Annotated in this window: 16 protein-coding genes; 9 read left to right on the forward strand and 7 right to left on the reverse strand. The window is 72.2% G+C overall.

From position 1 onward, the window contains the following. Nucleotide 1: 1 nt before the first annotated feature. The 3 genes from OV207_RS02210 to OV207_RS02220 all read left to right on the forward strand — a co-directional run bounded on the left by OV207_RS02210 (nt 2) and on the right by OV207_RS02220 (nt 3,794). Nucleotides 2–763, forward strand: a complete 762-nt coding sequence (locus tag OV207_RS02210; RefSeq protein WP_267552166.1) for a hypothetical protein — start codon at nt 2–4, stop codon at nt 761–763. Between the two features lie 180 nt (nt 764–943). After that, nucleotides 944–2,605 (forward strand): GH3 family domain-containing protein, encoded by a 1,662-nt coding sequence (locus OV207_RS02215; protein WP_420715169.1) that lies wholly within the window; start codon nt 944–946, stop codon nt 2,603–2,605. Between the two features lie 19 nt (nt 2,606–2,624). Further along, nucleotides 2,625–3,794, forward strand: a complete 1,170-nt coding sequence (locus tag OV207_RS02220; RefSeq protein ID WP_267552169.1) for an aromatic ring-hydroxylating oxygenase subunit alpha — start codon at nt 2,625–2,627, stop codon at nt 3,792–3,794. Between the two features lie 10 nt (nt 3,795–3,804). On the opposite strand, the gene OV207_RS02225 is transcribed toward OV207_RS02220, so the two are convergent. After that, nucleotides 3,805–4,185: a hypothetical protein gene (locus OV207_RS02225; protein WP_267552171.1), complete on the reverse strand. Its 381-nt coding sequence runs from the start codon at nt 4,183–4,185 to the stop codon at nt 3,805–3,807. 72 nt (nt 4,186–4,257) lie between these two features. After that, the gene (locus OV207_RS02230) at nt 4,258–5,313 is read right to left on the reverse strand and encodes a gamma carbonic anhydrase family protein (RefSeq protein WP_267552173.1); all 1,056 of its coding nucleotides are present in this window, start codon (nt 5,311–5,313) and stop codon (nt 4,258–4,260) included. 193 nt (nt 5,314–5,506) lie between these two features. On the opposite strand from OV207_RS02230, the gene OV207_RS02235 reads away from it, so the two are divergent. Continuing rightward, the gene (locus tag OV207_RS02235) at nt 5,507–6,964 is read left to right on the forward strand and encodes an MATE family efflux transporter (RefSeq protein WP_267552174.1); all 1,458 of its coding nucleotides are present in this window, start codon (nt 5,507–5,509) and stop codon (nt 6,962–6,964) included. Nucleotides 6,965–6,967: 3 nt separating this feature from the next. Here the strand turns inward: OV207_RS02235 and OV207_RS02240 are convergent, their stop codons facing one another. Then, a complete protein-coding gene (locus OV207_RS02240; RefSeq protein ID WP_267552176.1) occupies nt 6,968–8,074 on the reverse strand; it encodes a GNAT family N-acetyltransferase in 1,107 nt (368 codons plus the stop codon). Nucleotides 8,075–8,175: 101 nt separating this feature from the next. Here OV207_RS02240 and OV207_RS02245 point away from each other — a divergent pair, with 101 nt between their 5' ends. The 3 genes from OV207_RS02245 (at nt 8,176) to OV207_RS02255 (ending at nt 10,543) form a co-directional block, all read left to right on the forward strand. After that, nucleotides 8,176–8,433: a GlsB/YeaQ/YmgE family stress response membrane protein gene (locus OV207_RS02245; RefSeq protein WP_193346141.1), complete on the forward strand. Its 258-nt coding sequence runs from the start codon at nt 8,176–8,178 to the stop codon at nt 8,431–8,433. Nucleotides 8,434–8,652: 219 nt separating this feature from the next. Beyond that, nucleotides 8,653–9,483 carry an FKBP-type peptidyl-prolyl cis-trans isomerase gene (locus OV207_RS02250; protein ID WP_267552178.1) on the forward strand — a complete coding sequence of 277 codons (831 nt, stop codon included), beginning with the start codon at nt 8,653–8,655 and terminating at the stop codon, nt 9,481–9,483. A gap of 211 nt (nt 9,484–9,694) precedes the next feature. Continuing rightward, nucleotides 9,695–10,543 carry a dienelactone hydrolase family protein gene (locus tag OV207_RS02255; RefSeq protein WP_193346143.1) on the forward strand — a complete coding sequence of 283 codons (849 nt, stop codon included), beginning with the start codon at nt 9,695–9,697 and terminating at the stop codon, nt 10,541–10,543. 25 nt (nt 10,544–10,568) lie between these two features. Here OV207_RS02255 and OV207_RS02260 read toward each other — a convergent pair whose 3' ends face one another. After that, nucleotides 10,569–11,219 carry a CAP domain-containing protein gene (locus tag OV207_RS02260; protein ID WP_267552182.1) on the reverse strand — a complete coding sequence of 217 codons (651 nt, stop codon included), beginning with the start codon at nt 11,217–11,219 and terminating at the stop codon, nt 10,569–10,571. Nucleotides 11,220–11,335: 116 nt separating this feature from the next. Here OV207_RS02260 and OV207_RS02265 point away from each other — a divergent pair, with 116 nt between their 5' ends. Together OV207_RS02265 and OV207_RS02270 are read left to right on the forward strand one after the other, a co-directional pair. Then, the gene (locus OV207_RS02265; RefSeq protein WP_193346145.1) at nt 11,336–11,548 is read left to right on the forward strand and encodes a hypothetical protein; all 213 of its coding nucleotides are present in this window, start codon (nt 11,336–11,338) and stop codon (nt 11,546–11,548) included. Nucleotides 11,549–11,597: 49 nt separating this feature from the next. Continuing rightward, nucleotides 11,598–12,278 (forward strand): tetratricopeptide repeat protein, encoded by a 681-nt coding sequence (locus tag OV207_RS02270; protein WP_267552185.1) that lies wholly within the window; start codon nt 11,598–11,600, stop codon nt 12,276–12,278. A 107-nt stretch (nt 12,279–12,385) separates the two neighbouring features. On the opposite strand, the gene OV207_RS02275 is transcribed toward OV207_RS02270, so the two are convergent. The 3 genes from OV207_RS02275 to OV207_RS02285 all read right to left on the reverse strand — a co-directional run bounded on the left by OV207_RS02275 (nt 12,386) and on the right by OV207_RS02285 (nt 16,116). Next, nucleotides 12,386–13,045, reverse strand: a complete 660-nt coding sequence (locus OV207_RS02275) for a CAP domain-containing protein (RefSeq protein ID WP_267552187.1) — start codon at nt 13,043–13,045, stop codon at nt 12,386–12,388. Nucleotides 13,046–13,150: 105 nt separating this feature from the next. Then, a complete protein-coding gene (locus OV207_RS02280) occupies nt 13,151–14,485 on the reverse strand; it encodes a DUF1552 domain-containing protein (protein WP_267552188.1) in 1,335 nt (444 codons plus the stop codon). Then, nucleotides 14,482–16,116 (reverse strand): DUF1592 domain-containing protein, encoded by a 1,635-nt coding sequence (locus OV207_RS02285; RefSeq protein WP_267552190.1) that lies wholly within the window; start codon nt 16,114–16,116, stop codon nt 14,482–14,484. Before OV207_RS02285 ends, OV207_RS02280 begins: the two co-directional genes overlap by 4 nt. Nucleotides 16,117–16,369 lie beyond the last annotated feature (253 nt).

Raw genomic sequence — 16,369 nt, forward strand, 5'->3', positions numbered from 1 at the left:
GATGCTCTCCGCGATGAAGGGCACCACCGTGCGGCGCGAGGACCTCCCCGCCGACACCCGGGCGCGGATGCTGGCGTTGATGCAGTGCTGCTACGTGGGCGTGAGCGCGGAGCGCTTCCAGGAGGACCTGGACGCGAAGCAGTACGTGTTCCTGCTGCACGCCCGGCGCACGGGGGAACTGGTGGGGTTCAGCACGGTGCGCCTCGCGGAGGAGGACGGGGCGGAGGTGCTGTACTCGGGCGACACGGTCATCCACCCGGACTGGTGGGGGCACAAGACGTTGCAGGTGGTGTTCGGCCGGCTGCTGCTCGCGCGCAAGCTGCGCAGGCCGTGGCGGCCGTTGTACTGGCTGCTGCTGTCGGGCGGCTACAAGACGTACCTGCTGGCGGTGAACTACTTCCCGCGCACGCACCCGAGGCGGGACTGGGCGCCGCCCGTGGGACGCCCGGAGTTCCTGCATGCGCTGGCGACGCGGTGGTTCGGCGCGCAGTACGACGCGGGGCGCGGCACGCTGCGGTTCGACGGGGCGCACTACCGCGTGCGCGACGGTGTCTCGCCCATCGACCGGGACGCGGCGGCACACCCGCACATCGCCTACTTCGCGGAGCGCAACCCGGGCCATGGCGACGGCGAGGAGCTGGTGTGCCTGGTGGAGATCCGTGGCTGGGACCTGACGCGGGCATTGGCGCGCAGCGTGTGGGGGCAGCTTCGGCGGTGGGCCCGACGAGAGCGCGATGCCTCGCGGATCCGCGTGGGGACGTGACGTGCGGGGCGCGGTTCCTGGTGGAGCTGGACTCGGTCGTGAAGCGCCGGCTTCGCGCTGGAGGGCGGTCACGCTGTCTCGTTGTCCGAAGTGGGAGTCCGTGGCGCAGGGCCCGCGCTGGAGCGCCGCTGTGATGCCTCTTGGCTTCAAGGGGGCCGTCCGGTGCTGACCTCGCGCACGATGCTGTCCGCGACGCTGGCGGCGCTGAGCCCCTCCGCGCTGCGCTTTCGTCACGCGCTGCGGGCTCCTGAAGCGGCGCAGGCGGAGTGCCTCGCGCGGGTGCTCCGGACGGTGGAAGGCACGGCCCAGGCAGGACGGGTGGCGCACTTCAGCCGCATCCGCACCGCGCGGGAGTTCCAGGACGCTGTGCCGGTGTCCACGCCAGATGCGATGGCCACGGATGTGGAGCGCATCGCCCGGGGCGAGGCCCGCGTGCTCACGCGCGAACCCGTGCTGCGCTTCGAGTTGTCGGGCGGCTCCTCTGGAGCGTCCAAGCGGGTGCCCGTGACACGCGGCCTGTTGGGCGAGTTCCAGCGCGCGCTTGGGCCCATGCTGCACGAGGTGCTCCTGCGCCGGCCCGCGGTGCGAGCGGGCCCCAGCTACTGGTCCATCTCCCCGCTGGGCCGCAAGCAGCACCGGACCGCAGGCGGCATCCCGGTGGGCTCGGCCGAGGACAGCGCGTGGTTCCCGCGCCCGTTGCAGCCGCTGCTCTCGCGCGTCTTCGCCGTGCCGGGCGCGGTGGGACAGGCGCCGCACGTGGAGCCGTGCCGCTACGTGACGCTGTGGTTCCTGGTCCGGTGCGCGGACCTGTCCCTGGTGAGCGTGTGGAATCCCAGCTTCCTCACCCTGCTGATGGACGCGCTGGAGCGTCACGGCGAGCGGCTGGCCGAAGACCTGGAGCGCGGCACGCTGCGGCCCCCTGAACACGACGCGGACGGAGTGCCCCTGGCCAACACCGAGCGCGCACCGGGCTGGGAGTCCCTGGTGCGAGGCCTCCAGGGGACAAGGGACACCACAAGGGCCCAGGTGCTGCGATCCGCCCTGCGAGACAGCGCATCGTCCGCGCGCACGCTGTGGCCGGGGCTCGCGCTGTTGAGCATGTGGACGGACGCTCAGGCCGCGCACGCGGTGGCCTCCGCACGTCGGCGCTTCGAAGGCGTGGAGGTGCAGGGCAAGGGCCTGCTCGCCACGGAGGGCGTCATCACGCTCCCGCTCTTCGACGCTCCCGCGCCCGTGCTCGCCGTGCGCAGCCACTTCCTGGAGTTCGTGGATCCAGAGCGTCCGGACGCGCGCCCCCTCCTGGCGCACGAGCTGATGGTGGGCCGCGCCTATGCGGTACTGCTCTCCACGTCCGGCGGACTGCTGCGCTATCGACTGGGCGACCTCGTTCAGGTGGAGGGCTTCGTGCACGCGACCCCCTGCCTGCGCTTCCTGGGCCGCGCGGACGCGGTGATGGACCTGGTGGGAGAGAAGCTCTCCGCCGCGCGGGTGGGCACGGTGCTGGAAGCCACGCTGGGCACACCGCACCCCGCCTTCGCCATGCTCGCGCCGGAGTGGGGGACGCCTCCGGCCTACCGCCTCTTCCTGGAGACGGACCTGCCTGACGAACGCCTGGAGTCCCTGGCGGCGGGCGTGGAGCGCGCCCTGTGCGAAGGGCACCACTACCGGTATGCGCGGGAGCTGGGGCAGCTCGGGCCGGTGCGCGCGGTGCGGGTGGAGCACGGGGCCCGCCACTACGAGGCCCGGTGCATCGCGCTGGGGCAACGCGCGGGGGACATCAAGCCCGTGGACCTGCACCGTCAGCCGGGCTGGTCCGATTGGTTCGCGCGAGGCACGACATGACAGGCAAGGACGTCATCCGATGAGGCACCCCCACGACCGTCACGAAGCGCCCGCGGTGGACCTGGAGGCGGAGGCGGACCTCGCGCGTTGCGGGGCGCTGAAGGACTTCTGGTACGTGGCGTGTCTGTCCACGGAGCTGCCCGCGAACAAGCCGCTGGCGCGCACCGTGTTCGGCACGGGGCTGGTCCTCTTCCGGGGGCCGGACGGCGCACCCACCGCGCTGCGCGACCGCTGCCTCCACCGCAACGCACGCCTGTCGAAGGGCGACGTGTTCGACGGGCGCCTGGGCTGCCCGTACCACGGCTGGGTGTACGACGCGTCCGGCGCGGTGGTGGAGATCCCCGCGCTGGGACCTCCGCAGCGCGGAGAGAAGCTGGACGCGGTCGCCTGCGCGCGCGAGGGCCTGAAGCCCGCGCCGTGCGAGCTGGGGCGCCTGGCGCGCTTTCCCACGCGTGAGCAGGACGGCCTCGTCTACGTCTACCTGGGCGGGGACGTGACGCGGGCGCGGGCCGAGCCCTTCCGCGTGCCCTACTGGGGCACGCGCGGCTGGACCGTCTACTTCATGGTGACGCGCTTCGCGAACGGCGTGACGAACCTGGTGGAGAACTTCATGGACGTGCCGCACACGTCCTTCGTGCACCGGGGCTGGTTCCGCGACCCCACGCGCAAGCGAGTTCCCTCCACGGTGAAGCGCCACGCGGGCCGCGTGCGGATGACCTACCTCCAGGAGGAGGACGCACTCACGGGCCTGGGGCGCCTGTTCAACCCGCGCGGCCTGCCGCTGGTGCACACGGATGAGTTCATCGCGCCCAACGTCACCCGCGTGGACTACCAGTGGGGTGACAGCGGCTTCGCCATCAACTCGCAGTGCACGCCCATCGGGCCCACGGACACGCTCGTGTACACGGCCATCAGCTACCGGCTGCCGGTGGACCTGCCGGGCGCGTGGGTGGGCCGCGCGCTGACGCCCTTCGTGCGCTGGTACACGCGGCAGGTCATCCAGCAGGACGTCGTCATCATGGAGACGCAGCGCCAGGGGCTCGCGGATGGACCCGGCGGCGGCGTGTACTCCGGCACGGAGGCGGACCTGCACCACGCGGACGTGGAGGCCTTGCGCCGCTGGCTGCGCGAAGGCGCCCAGGGCCCCGGTCCGGAGGACGCGGAGCGCGACGTGGTGTTCTGGGTGTAGCCCCGCCCGCCTACGAGCGCCGGCCCGTGCGCGGATCCACGTGGAACTCGCCGTCCTCCTCGGGGGTGGACGCGGAGAGGCCCACGAGGTTGTACCCGCAGAGGAAGGTCGCCACGAAGAAGGCGATCCGCAGGGCCTCTGGCGGCGGCTGGACGCTGAGGTGTGTCTGGAGCCACGCCAGGGTCTCCGGCGCGTTGGAGGCATGGCACGACGCCGCCACGCCCAGGTTCATGCCGATGGTCAGGCCCTGGAAGAGGCGGTTGGCGGGAGAGGTCACCATCCCCGCGAGGCCGCCCTTCATCCGTTCGAGGACCCGGGGGAACACAAACTTCTTGTAGAGCGCGCCGCTGATCAACCCCAGGGCCAGCGGCCCCACGATCTCAACCACCACCCTGATCGCTTCAATCTGCTCGAGCCTGCCCATGGCGTCCGAAGATGCCCGAGCCGACCCGATGGAGCAACCTCACCCCATGCGCCGCAGGCCCGGCAGGTCCTCCGGGCGCAGCACCCAGCGCGGCGACTCCGGCGGTGACGTGCGCGTGCCCACCTGCACGGCGGGGAAGCCCTCCACCAGCGCGTAGTCCGGGAACACCGCGCGGGCCTTCACCAGGCTGCCGGCGCTCACGTGACAGCCTTTGCCCAGGTGGCTGCCCTCGCAGAGGATGGCGCCGGGCTCCACCACCGTGCCCGCGCCCAGCTGGCACGCGTGCAGCACGCAGCCCGGCCCCACCACCACGCCCTCCTCCAGCACCAGCATGGTGTCCGGCAGCAGGTGCAGCACCGTGTTCTCCAATATCTGCACCCGCGCCCCGATGCGGACCGGGCCGTTCAAATCACCGGTGATCTTCACCCCCGCGCCGATGATGGCGCCCGCGCCGACGACGACGTCGCCGGAGATCTCCGCGGAGGAGAAGAGGGTGGCGGTGGGGTGGACGAAGGGGTGACGGTCGCGAAAGGCGTAGAGCTGGCCCATGGGGGCATCCTCGGCGCGGTCCCGCGCGGAAAAAGAGGTCAACGGTGGAGCAGTGAGGGAGAGGTCGCCGCCCCGGCGCTGTTGCAGGCGGGCCAGGTCCTCGGCGGAGAGCAGCCGCAGCACCTGGCCGGGCCGGCCGAACACCACCGACCCATCCGGCACCGTCATGCCGGGAGGAATCACCGTGCCTTCGCCCACCACGCAGCGGTCGCCCACCGTCACGCCGGGCATCAGGATGGCGCCGTCGCCAATGTCACACAGCGCGCCCACCCGGGCGCCAATGACGAGCGCGCGGGGCCCCAGCATGCTCTTCTCTCCCAGGAAGGCCGGGCGCTCGGGTGTGCCCACCACCACCGCGTCCTCGCGCACGGTGGAGCAGGCGCCCATCGTCACGGAGCCCCCCACCGAGCGCACCACGGCGCCCCGGGCGATCACGGCCCCGGGCCCGACCTGGAGCGTGCCCAGCAGGCGCGCGGACGAGGCCAGCGTGAAATGCGGTCCCACCACGGTGGGCAGGGCGGAAGCGGTCGCTGTCGAAGGACTCATCGGGAGGCCACAAGCTACACCTCGCTCCTTCCATCGGGTGTCACCCCCAAGCGCGACACCGCCGTCCTGCACCCGACGCTCGCCCGCTGGGCGGACAGGGGTGGGTGCCGCACCTCCAGACGTCAGGCATTGGGGGCGCTGGGCGTCTCGGGGCGCCAAACCGTCACCGCGTTCCTGTAGGAAGGCCTCACGCATGAGACCCGCACCCCTGGAAGAGACACCTCCGTCGGAGACTCCATCCGCCGTCGAGGCCCCGGTGACGCCGGCCAAGGGCCTGTGGACGCTGGTGAAGGAAGCGCTGCACGGCACGGAGATGGACCTGACGCGGTTGCCCCTGCGGCGCGCCATCTTCCTGCTGGCCGTGCCCATGGTGCTGGAGATGTTGATGGAGTCGGTGTTCGCCGTGGTGGACGTCGCCTTCGTCGGCAGGCTCGGCGCGGAGGCGGTCGCCACGGTGGGCCTCACGGAGGGCATCCTCACCATCATCTACGCGGTCGGCATGGGGCTGAGCATCGGCGCCACGGCCATGGTGGCGCGGCGCATCGGGGAGAAGGACGCGGAGCGGGCGGCGCGCACGGCGGTGCAGGCGATGGGTCTGGGGGTGATGCTCTCCACGGTGCTGGCCATCGCGGGCATCGTCTTCGCCCGGCCGCTGCTGGCGGCGCTGGGCGGCTCGCCCTGGGTGCTGGAGCACGGCGTGGGCTACACGCGCGTGATGATGGGCGGCGTGGTGAGCATCCTGCTGCTCTTCCTCATCAACGCCATCTTCCGGGGCGCGGGTGACGCGGCCATCGCCATGCGCACGCTGGCGCTGGCCAACGGCCTCAACATCCTGCTCGCCCCGTGTCTCATCTTCGGCCTGGGCCCCTTCCCGGAGATGGGCGTGGTGGGCGCGGCGTGGGCCACCACCCTGGCGCGCAGCGCGGGCGTGCTCTACCAGTTGTTCCGACTGGCGCAGGCGAACGGGCGGCTCCAGGTGCGGCGGGAGCACGTGTCGCTGGAGCCCGCGACGATGCTGGCGATGGTGCGCCTGTCGGGCGCCGGCATGGTGCAGGCGCTGGTGACGACGTCCAGCTGGGTGGTGCTGGTGCGCATCGTGTCGTCGTTCGGCAGCACGGCGCTCGCGGGCTACACCATCGCGATCCGCATCGTCCTGTTCGCGCTGCTGCCCGCGTGGGGCCTGGGCAACGCGGCGTCCACGCTGCTGGGGCAGAGCATGGGCGCGGGCGACGTGGCGCGGGGGGAGAAGGCGGTGTGGATGGCGGGCCGCTACAACCTCATCGTGCTGAGCACCATCGGCGTGGTGTTCTTCGTCTTCGCCACGCCGCTCATGGGGGTGTTCACGACGGACGCGGCGGTGGTGGCGTCGGGCGCCACGGCGCTGCGCATCTTCTCCCTGAGCTTCGTCTCCTGCGCGTACGGCATGGTGCTCACCTCCGCGTTCAACGGCGCGGGGGACACGACGACGCCCACGCTCATCGACCTGTGCTGCCTCTGGGCGCTGGAGCTGCCGCTGGCCTGGGTGCTGGCGCATCCGTTCGGCCTGGGCGAGGTGGGCGCGTACATCGCGGTGCCGGTGGCCTTCGCGGCGATGTCCGCGTCGGGCATCTTCCTGTTCCGGCGCGGGCGCTGGAAGACGCGCGTCGTGTAGCCATCAGGGCAGGCAGATTTCGAAGCCGGTGCGTCCCCGGGCGAAGGTCGTCGGGGGACGCGAGGCGGGCGTGACGGCGTACAGGTGGAAGTCCAACTGGCGCTGGAGGAAGCCCTTCAGCGCGGGCGCCAGCGCGTCCCCGGAGTCCTGCTGCAGGGTGAAGAAGTGGAAGCCCTGGCCGTGGAACGCGGCGTACACCGCGTCGAGCAGCGCGCGGAAGACGGCCGGGTCGTCCCCGGGGACGCAGGTGTTGCACAGGTAGAAGTAGCGGAAGTCCCCACCGGGAGGCGGCAGGCGCGGAGCCCCGGTCACGGTGGCCAGCGCGTTGAAGCCCCGGCGCACCCACTTCATGCCGCCCCGGTAGGCCAGCACCCGGTAGCGCTTCACCGCGTCGGGGTTCCACGCGGAGGTGCAGCCGACGAGGCGCCCGTGCCCATCGAACGCCAGGAACGTGTCCTCCACGCGCAGCCCCGGCCAGTGGGCGAAGCGGTGCTCCAACTCGCCCGTGTCGTAGCGGTAGCCGAAGGGGCGCGAGCGGTGGTCGGCGTCCAGCAGCGCGGCCATGGCGGGCACGTCCGCGGGCGTGGCCCGGCGCACGGTGAAGCGGCTGGGGCGTGGGCGGCGGCGGAGGACGAACTGGATGGAGACGGCGGAGAAGGCGCGCAGCAGGTGGTAATGCGGCTGGGCCTCGCGCGTGGCGGCCCGGCGCACGAGGGCCTGGAGCGCGGCGGCGTTGGAGGCCATGACGGAGGTGAGGAAGACGTCCACGCCATGGCGTCGGGCGGTCTCCTCCAGCACCGGCCCGTAGAAGCGCGCGAGGCCCCGGGCGCGGCGCGCGGAGAAGCGGGTGCGCAGGTCGCCCAGGTAGCCCACGCGGCACGGCTTGCCGTCCAGCCAGCCGTCGCGCACGAGGATGGCGCCCATGCCGTCCAGGCGGGAGGCCTCACCGTGGGCCCAGACCTCCGCCTCGCCGCGCTGCATGGCGAAGAGGGAGAAGTAGTCCGGCGCGCGCTGGGTGCTGAGCACCAGGTCGCCCGTCATGGGCACGTCGCCGAACAGCTCCAGCAGCGCGGCGTTGTCGTCCCGGGTGGCGCGTCGCAGGGGGCTCATGGCTTGCGCGGCAGCGTATGCGACACGCCGCCGGACTTCCGCCCCCGCGTGCGCTGCGCCACACTGCGGGCACGCGCGCAGGGTCGCGCGGGAGGGGTGCCATGGGGTTGTTGGGGTGGATCATCTTCGGCTTCTTCGCGGGCCTCATCGCCCGGGCCGTGCTGCCGGGGAACCAGCGCCTGGGCTGCATCGGCACCACGCTCTTGGGCGTGGCGGGCGCGTTCGTGGGGGGCTTCCTCACGTCCGTGTGGCGCGGCACGAACTGGCGCGACCCGGAGCCCGCCGGCTTCCTGGGCGCCATCCTGGGCGCCATCGTCCTGCTGCTGGTGTCCCAGGCCGCCTTCGGCCGCAAGCCGTAGGGGTGGCCCCCTGGCTCCCGGCGGGGGCTTCACCCCTGGGAATCCCGGCCCGGCCCCCCGGTTGTAGGCCCGGCGGCCGGTTGTCCTACCTGCCGGGGGCACCCATCCGGGGAAAGCACGGTTCCCAAGAGGATGGCGGGCATTTTCTGTAGTAGACCGCGCCCCGGGCATGCAGCGGGTGGTCGGCTGCCGCTGAGCCAAAGGAAAGGCGACGACATCATGAAGAAGACGATGCTGATTGCGACCCTGCTGAGCCTGACGGCCTGCCAGGGTCAGGGCGGCGCGGGCGACAAGCCCGGCGCGACCGGTTCCACCACGGCGGCCACCGCCGGCGCTCCCCAGACCGAGGAGCAGAAGACGTTCTACGCGCTGGGCCTGTCCATCGGCCGCAGCATCAGCGTGTTCGACATGTCCCCGCAGGAGCTGGAGTTCGTGAAGGCCGGCCTCGGCGCGCAGGTGTCCGGCGCGAAGACGGACGTGGACCTGGAGACCTACGGTCCCAAGCTCCAGGAGCTCGCCCGCGAGCGGTCGACCCGCAAGGCCACGCAGGAGAAGGAGAAGTCGGTCAAGTTCCTGGAGGAGAAGGCCAAGGAGCCCGGCGCGCAGAAGACCGAGTCCGGTCTCGTCTACAAGGAGACCCAGCCGGGCACCGGCGCGCAGCCCGTCGCCTCCGACATCGTGAAGGTGCACTACAAGGGCACCCTCTCCGACGGCAAGGAGTTCGACAGCTCCTTCAAGCGCGGTGAGCCCACCCAGTTCCCGCTCCAGGGCGTCATCAAGTGCTGGACCGAGGGCCTCCAGAAGATGAAGGTCGGCGGCAAGGCGCAGCTCACCTGCCCCTCCGACATCGCCTACGGCGACCGCGGCGCGCCCCCGAACATCCCCGGCGGTGCCGCCCTGGTGTTCGACGTGGAGCTCATCGAGATCGTGAAGCCCCCCGAAGGCGCTCCCGCTGGCATGCCCGGCATGCCCGGCGGCATGGGTGGCCCGCCCCCCGCTGGCAAGCCCGCGCCGAAGCCGACGACGCCTCCTCCCGCGCCGACGAAGTAATCACCGCATCACCCATCGCCTCCGTTTGACGGAGCGGTGAGACGAGGGCCGGACGTGGGGGACACTCCCTCGCGCCGGCCCTCTTCGCGTTCCAGGGCGACACCGCGCGGCCCGCCGCACTGGCGCCCCCGCCCCCGCCGCGCTACGCCCGGACCCGAGCACGCAACGGGCCCAGGCGAGAAGCGCCGGGCCTTGAAAGGACGCGACGACGATGAGGCCGGACCTGAAGAGGCTCACGTGGGGAGTGGCGGCAGCGCTGCTGTTGGGCGCCTGCGCGACGGGCAAGCCCGCGGAGGTGGACCGCACGCCGTCCGCCACGGGCGCCGTCTCCGAGGCGGAGTTCAAGGCCATGCACACCCTGCGCACGGACGCCGCGCCCGAGCGCAAGGGCGTGGAGATTGAGCTGCCCGGCGGCGCGAAGGGCTACCTGAGCCTCCCGGAGAACGCGAAGGGCGGCCCGCTGCCCGGCGTCCTCGTCATCCACGAGTGGTGGGGCCTCAACGCGCACGTGCAGCATTGGACGGACCGCCTGGCCGCGGAGGGCTACGCGGCGCTCGCGGTGGACCTGTACGGCGGCAAGGTGGCCACGAATCCGGACGAGGCGCTCGCGCTGGTGAAGGCGGTGGACCCCGAACAGGCGACGAAGACGCTGCTGGCCGCGCACGCCTTCCTGAAGAGCGACCCGCGCATCCAGGCCCCGCGCACGGGCAGCATCGGCTGGTGCTTCGGCGGCGGCTGGTCGCTGCGCACCGCCATGGCCGTGCCGGAGCTGAGCGCGGCGGTCCTCTACTACGGCCACCCGGTGACGGACGCGCAGCAGCTCTCCACCATCAAGGCGCAGGTGCTGGGCGTCTTCGGCACGAAGGACAAGTCCATCCCGCCGGAGACGGTGCGCGCCTTCGAGAAGGCGCTGGACGACGCGGGCGTGCGAAGCCGCATCCTGGAGTACGACGCGGACCACGCCTTCGCCAACCCGTCCGGCGGCCGGTACGACGAACGCTCCGCCGCGGCGGCCTGGGCGGAGACGTCCGCGTTCCTCGCGCGCACCCTCAAGCGCTGAAGGCGCGCGAAGTGCCCGGCCCGCGTCAGTACGGACGCTGGCCGGTGTAGTTGCCCGGCGGGGCGTAGTTGCACACCCACAGGTCCCACGTGGGGAAGTTCGCGCCGAAGGGCGAGTTGATCGTGCAGCGCTTGTAGGCGCAGCCCAGCCGCGTGGTGTTGCGCCACACCACCTGCGTGTAGTGGCCGCAGACCTTGCCCGCCGCGCAGGCGTTCTTCGCGTAGTCGTAGTCGCTCTTCTCGTCGTCCCAGCCCTTCACCACGCCCTTCGTGGTGAGGTTGTTCGGCGAGGAGGCGGCGAGGTTCTCCCCGGCGTTGCCCCGGCCCGCGTTGTGTTCGAACTTGCAGTTGTTCGCCCACTTCCGGGCGGTCTCCTCCACGGTGGCGTCCCAGACGAGCGGGACCAGGGCGGGGGACGGCGTGGGCTGTGCGGCGGCGCGGGCCGCGTTGTGGGCCTCCAGCATGTCCGTGGCGAACTGCGTGGGCCCCACGGATCCCCCGTCGGACGTCGTGCCCGCGTCGGAGGACGTGCCCGCGTCGCCGGAGGTGCCGGCGTCGCCGTCGAGGCCCGCGTCCGCCGTGGGGTCCGTGTCCCCGTCAGGGATGCAGGCGAGCAGGAGGAACGGCGTGAGCAGACCGACGGCGGAGAGGGAGCGGAAGGAAGGGAGGCGGCGCATGGGCAGGATTATCCGCGTGCGGGTGGGTGTGCGGGCAAGCGGACAGGGAGGGCCCGCCAGGATGGGGTGGGGGTAGGGGGCATGCTAGGGTGCGATGTTCGGTCAGGAGACGCGACATGAGCCACGACGAATCCCGCGCGCGCAAGGTCCAGACAGCCCTGGACGGGAACGATGAGTTCAGCACCTTTTCCATCGACCCCGACCTCAAGAAGCTGAAGATGAAGCTGGACCTCCAGGCGAACGCGCAGCAGCAGCAGTCCGGCCGCCCGGAGACCGCGCCGAAGTCGGGCATGTTCATGCGGCTGTTCCACAAGGTGTTCCGGGGCTGAGCGTCCCCGCCGGGCGTCCCGCCTGGGGCGACCGGTCCGGTGGAGGGTGATGATGGTGAAGGAGTCCTACCGCGCGCAGTGGGAGCGCTCGCGGGCGTATCTGGAGACGGGGGACCTGGGTCTGGCCCTCCAGGAGCTGCGCGACGGGCTGACGCTGGCGCCGGACGACGCGGTCCTCTGGGAGGAGGTCTTCAACCTGTCGCTGCTCGGGGGCCTGACGCAGAACGCCCTGGCCGCCGCGGTGCGGCTGCGCGAGCTGGCGCCGGAGAACACCGACTTCATCGGCCTGCACGCCATGGCCGCGCTGCTCGCCGGCAAGCTGGCGGAGGCCGTGCCCCTCTTCGAGGAGGTGCTCCGCCGGGACCCGGGTTCGGTGGAGGTGCGCCGGCAGCTCGCGCGGGCGCTGGACGTCGCGGGCCAGCGCGACCGCGTGCGCGCGCTGCTGGAGGAGGCCGTGACGCTCGCTCCCACGGAGGCGGGCGCCGCGAACGACCTGGCGGTGCACTATCTGGAGCACGTTCCCCAGGAGGGGCCGGAGCTCGCCACGCGCGTGCTGCGCCCGGTGCTGGAGGCGCACCCGACGGATGCCCCCACGCACTTCAACCTGGCGCTGGCCCTGCGGCTCAGTGACCCCGCCCAGGCCCGCTATCACGTCCAGAAGGTCCTCAAGGGCGACGACAAGGACCTGCGAGCGCAGGCGCAGCAACTGCTGACGATGATCCCGGCCTGAGCCGTCCGGGGCCGGGTGTCAGGATGCCCTGACGGCCTCCGTGACGGGGGCGTCCGGGGGCATCCGCCACCACCTGCCGGCCCCGCCGCTCGCGGCCCGGTAGGGCGTCAGTAGGGCTTCTGGCCCACCCAGTTGCCCGGCGGCGCGTAGTTGCACACCCAGAGCTGCCAGGTGCCCACGTCCCTGCCGAAGGGCGAGTTCTTCGTGCACAGCCGCGTCGCGCAGCCCACCGCCTTCGTGTTGCGCCACACCACCTGCGTGTAGTGCCCGCACATCTTCCCCGGCTTGCAGGTGCCGCGCGCGGAGTCGTAGTCGGCGGACTCGTCCGCCCAGCTCTTCACCACCTGCTCCGTGGTCCAGGTGTCCGGCGTCGCGGCGGCCAGGTTCTCCCCGAACGAGCCCCGGTCCAGGTTGTGCTCGAAGCGGCACTCCTTCGCGTAGGACTCCGCCTTGCGCATGGCCTCGTCGGACCAGGTCAGCGCCGGCAGCGCGGGCTTCGGCGTGGGACGCGAGGCCCGGGCCCGCGCCTGGTTGTGCGCGCTCACCATGTCGCGCTTCAGGTCTGTAGCGGACGGCACGGGCTTGCGGGGGCCCTCCGTGGGTGCCGGCGTCGTCGTGGACGCCGGGACCTTGCGCGCGGCGGCGGTGGCCGCGGCCTTCTTCGCGGCGGGAGGCGCGGGACGCGTGGGGTTCGCCGAGGAGACACAGCCGAGCAGCGGGGCCAGCAACACCACGGCGAGCCCGCGACGGAGCACTGGAAGAGGCATGGGCGTCATCATCCCGCGCCGCGCCCCGTCGTGCAGGGGAAGTGAACGGGGCAGGCGGCCCCGGAGGTGCCCGAGCGGGTGCCTGCTCCCGGATGCCCCGGTGCGCTACCCGGCCAGCCCGGTGAGGGGCCCCGTGCCGTCGTCGCCGAAGGTGCTCGCGGGCACGCCGAACATGTTCAGCAGGGAGACGTAGAGGTTCGCCAGGGGCTGGCCCCCGCACCGCACATGCCGGCCCGGAGCCAGCGCGCCGCCCGCGCGGCCCGCGAGGAGGATGGGCAGGTTGCGGTGCTCGTGCATGTTGCCGTCGGCGATCTCACTGGAGAAGTACACGGCGCTGTGGTCCAGCAGCGTCCCGCCCTCCTCCTGCACGCCCTTCATGCGCTGGAGCAGGTACGCGTACTGCTCCACCTCCCACTTGTCGATCTTCGCCAGCGCGTCGTAGTTGGCCTGGGCCTTCTGGTGGTGCGAGTACGCGTGGTGCTCGCCGGACAGGCCCAGGAACGAATACACGCGCTGGCTGCGCGCGTTGCCCAGCATGAAGGTGCACGTGCGGGTGAGGTCGCACTGGAACGCGAGCACGATGAGGTCCAGCATCGCCTTCGTCTTCTCGCGGACGTCCTCCGTCCGCGCCGGGGCCACGGCCGTGCCGCAGGTGGGGCCTGCGCCCGCCATCGCGTTGACGCGCAGCTCCAGCTCCCGCACGCCGGTGAAGTACTCGTCCAGCTTGCGCCGGTCGGTGGTGCCCAGCCGGCCCTGGAGCGCCTTCGCGTCGTCGCGCACGGCGTCGATGATGCTCAGGCCGTAGGCCCGGCGCTTCGCCAGCTCCGCCTGGGTGACGTTCGGATCGAAGTCCGCGAAGAGCCGCTCGAACGCGGCGCGCGGCTGCGTCTCCTTGGGCACCGGCGTGGACGGCCCCGCCCACGCGATGTTGTTCGCGTACGGGCACGCGTAGCCGGAGTCGCAGTTGCCAATGCCCTTGCCCGGGTCGATGCCCAGCTCCAGCGACGGGAAGCGCGTGGCCTTGCCCACGGCGTTCGCCAGCACCTGGTCCATGGAGATGCCGGTGCGGATGTTGGCGCCCTCCGTCTTGCGGGCCTTCACGCAGCTCAGGAACGCGGACGTCGCGGCGGCGTGATGGCCGTCGCCGTCCGGCCGGCCCGGCAGGTTGTCCAGCCCGCCCAGCACCAGCACGTCGTCCTTCACCGGCGCCAGGGACGCGAGCGTGGGCGTCAGGGACCAGTCCGGCCCCTGGCCCGAAGGGGTCCACTTTGCCATGTGGATGCCGCACGGCGTGTAGAAGGCCACGAAGCGGCGCGGCACCGGCGCCTGCGATGCACCGCGGGCCACGCCGGGGCGCATGCCCTCCAGCAGGGGCAGCGCCATCATCGCGCCCAGTCCGCGCAACAGGGTCCGACGGGACAGGGGAGGCAGGCGGCTCATGGCTTCGGTCCTTCCGTGTCGCCCCCCCGCTGCTGGAACGCGTCGCTGCGGACGATGGCGAGGATGTAATCGGCGAGGCGGCCGCCCCGGGACTCGGCCTGCTGGGCGATGTCGTGCACGTTGCAGCGGTCGGACGGCTCCGCGCCCCGGCCCAGCGCGTACGACAGCAGGTGGCGCGTCATGCACCGGGACAGGTCCGGGTCCTGCTTCACCACGGCGCGCATCTCCACCACGCCGTTGAACACCTTGCCCCCGGGCAGCTCGCCGCTGGGGTCCACCGCCGCGCCGCCCTCCTCCTTCAGGCGCCAGCGGCCCACCGGGTCGAAGTTCTCCAGGCCGAAGCCCAGCGGATCCATCAGCGTGTGGCACCCCGAACACGTGGGGTCCACGCGGTGCTGCCGCATGCGCTCCTTGATGTTGAGCGTGGGGTCCACCGTCGGCGCCAGGCCGCCCGCGTTGGGAGGCGGGGGCGGCGGTCCCTTGCACAGCAACTGCTCCAGCACCCACACCCCGCGCTTCACCGGCGAGGTGCGATCCGCGTTGGCGGTGACGGTGAGCAGCGCGCCCTTGCCGAAGAGGCCCGCGCGCTCCGGGTGGCCCTCCAGGCTCACGCGCGTCATGGCGTCGGTGCCGGGCGGGGGCAGGCCGTAGTGCGTCGCCAGCCGGTCGTTCACGTAGGTGAAGGGCGCGTCCAGCAGGTCCTTGAGCCGGTGGTCGCCGGTGATGAACTCCTGGAAGAGCAGCCGCGTCTCCTCCCGCATCGCCTGGCGCAGCGGTTCGTCGAAGCCGTAGCGCGCCTCCGGCTGCGCGAAGTCGAGCGCGCGCGTGTAGAGCCACTGGCCGGCGAAGTTGTCCACCAGCGCCCGGGCCTTGGGGTCCGCCAGCATGCGCCGCACCTGCGTCTCCAGCACCACGGGGTCGCGCAGGCGGCCTCTCTCCGCCACCTTGAGCAGCGCTTCGTCCGGCATGCTGCTCCAGAGGAAGTAGGACAGGCGGCTCGCCAGCTCCACGTCGCTGATGGGGTGCGTCCTGGAGGACGCGGGCGCGGGGTCCAGCTCCACGCGGAAGAGGAAGTGCGGGGACACCAGCACCGAGCGCAGCGCCAGCTTCACCCCCACCTCCGGCCCGTCACCGTGCTGACGGGCCAGCGCGATGAAGCCGACGAGCCCCTCCACCTCCTGCGCGGACACCGGCCTTCGCCAGGCGCGCCGCGCGAAGCTCCGCAGCAGGTCCCGCGCGCACGGCTCCGGCGTGGCGGGATCCAGGACGCAGGTGCGCAGCGTGCCCTTCGCCCACGCGGCCTCCACCAGCCGCTCCGCCGCGTGCGAGTACTTCTCCATCAGCAGCGGGGACATGCTGAGCACGTCCGCGTTGTTGTCGAAGCCGAAGCCGTGGTCGTCCGGAGGGAAGTCCCGCGAGGGCTGGCTCGTGTCGCCCAGCAGGTCGCGCACGGTGTTGTCGTACTCGGCGCGGTTGAGGCGGTGCAGGGTGACGCGGCCCGGGTCCCGGGACTCGGAGCGGCACAGGGCGTCCAGCGGATCCACGGGGCCCCCGGCGTCCGGCCCCGGCAGCACCCGCGCCCTGGGCACGCTGCTGTCGCAGCCGACGAGCAGCCACACCGCCACCCCCATCCTCCTCCAGCGCCGACCCCGACTTCGACCACAGGCTGTCACGTCGCGTCCCCCTTCCACGAGTCCGTGGCGGGCACGCTCAAAGCAAAAGCCTCACCAGCCGCGCGGTGGTGACGGGTGGACGCAGGGCTCCGTCCCCCGGGCGGGGATGTGCGCACGCGGAGGTTCGGGGAAGGGAAGAGAAGTTCCGCGGGCGGGGGCGGTGCTTGGAGCGCGTGGGTGCCGCGCCGACCCCTGCCCACGAGGGCGGGTC

Origin of the sequence: Corallococcus sp. BB11-1, assembly GCF_026626625.1 — a bacterium.
Classification (GTDB): domain Bacteria; phylum Myxococcota; class Myxococcia; order Myxococcales; family Myxococcaceae; genus Corallococcus; species Corallococcus soli.

Coding starts and splice junctions, on each gene's coding strand:
- OV207_RS02235 (WP_267552174.1), top strand. CDS start 5,507: ATGAGACCCGCACCCCTGGAAGAGACACCTCCGTCGGAGACTCCATCC.
- OV207_RS02245 (WP_193346141.1), top strand. CDS start 8,176: ATGGGGTTGTTGGGGTGGATCATCTTCGGCTTCTTCGCGGGCCTCATC.
- OV207_RS02270 (WP_267552185.1), top strand. CDS start 11,598: ATGATGGTGAAGGAGTCCTACCGCGCGCAGTGGGAGCGCTCGCGGGCG.
- OV207_RS02230 (WP_267552173.1), bottom strand. CDS start 5,313: ATGAGTCCTTCGACAGCGACCGCTTCCGCCCTGCCCACCGTGGTGGGA.
- OV207_RS02255 (WP_193346143.1), top strand. CDS start 9,695: ATGAGGCCGGACCTGAAGAGGCTCACGTGGGGAGTGGCGGCAGCGCTG.
- OV207_RS02220 (WP_267552169.1), top strand. CDS start 2,625: ATGAGGCACCCCCACGACCGTCACGAAGCGCCCGCGGTGGACCTGGAG.
- OV207_RS02265 (WP_193346145.1), top strand. CDS start 11,336: ATGAGCCACGACGAATCCCGCGCGCGCAAGGTCCAGACAGCCCTGGAC.
- OV207_RS02260 (WP_267552182.1), bottom strand. CDS start 11,219: ATGCGCCGCCTCCCTTCCTTCCGCTCCCTCTCCGCCGTCGGTCTGCTC.
- OV207_RS02280 (WP_267552188.1), bottom strand. CDS start 14,485: ATGAGCCGCCTGCCTCCCCTGTCCCGTCGGACCCTGTTGCGCGGACTG.
- OV207_RS02275 (WP_267552187.1), bottom strand. CDS start 13,045: ATGCCTCTTCCAGTGCTCCGTCGCGGGCTCGCCGTGGTGTTGCTGGCC.
- OV207_RS02240 (WP_267552176.1), bottom strand. CDS start 8,074: ATGAGCCCCCTGCGACGCGCCACCCGGGACGACAACGCCGCGCTGCTG.
- OV207_RS02285 (WP_267552190.1), bottom strand. CDS start 16,116: ATGGGGGTGGCGGTGTGGCTGCTCGTCGGCTGCGACAGCAGCGTGCCC.
- OV207_RS02210 (WP_267552166.1), top strand. CDS start 2: ATGCTCTCCGCGATGAAGGGCACCACCGTGCGGCGCGAGGACCTCCCC.
- OV207_RS02250 (WP_267552178.1), top strand. CDS start 8,653: ATGAAGAAGACGATGCTGATTGCGACCCTGCTGAGCCTGACGGCCTGC.
- OV207_RS02215 (WP_420715169.1), top strand. CDS start 944: ATGCTGTCCGCGACGCTGGCGGCGCTGAGCCCCTCCGCGCTGCGCTTT.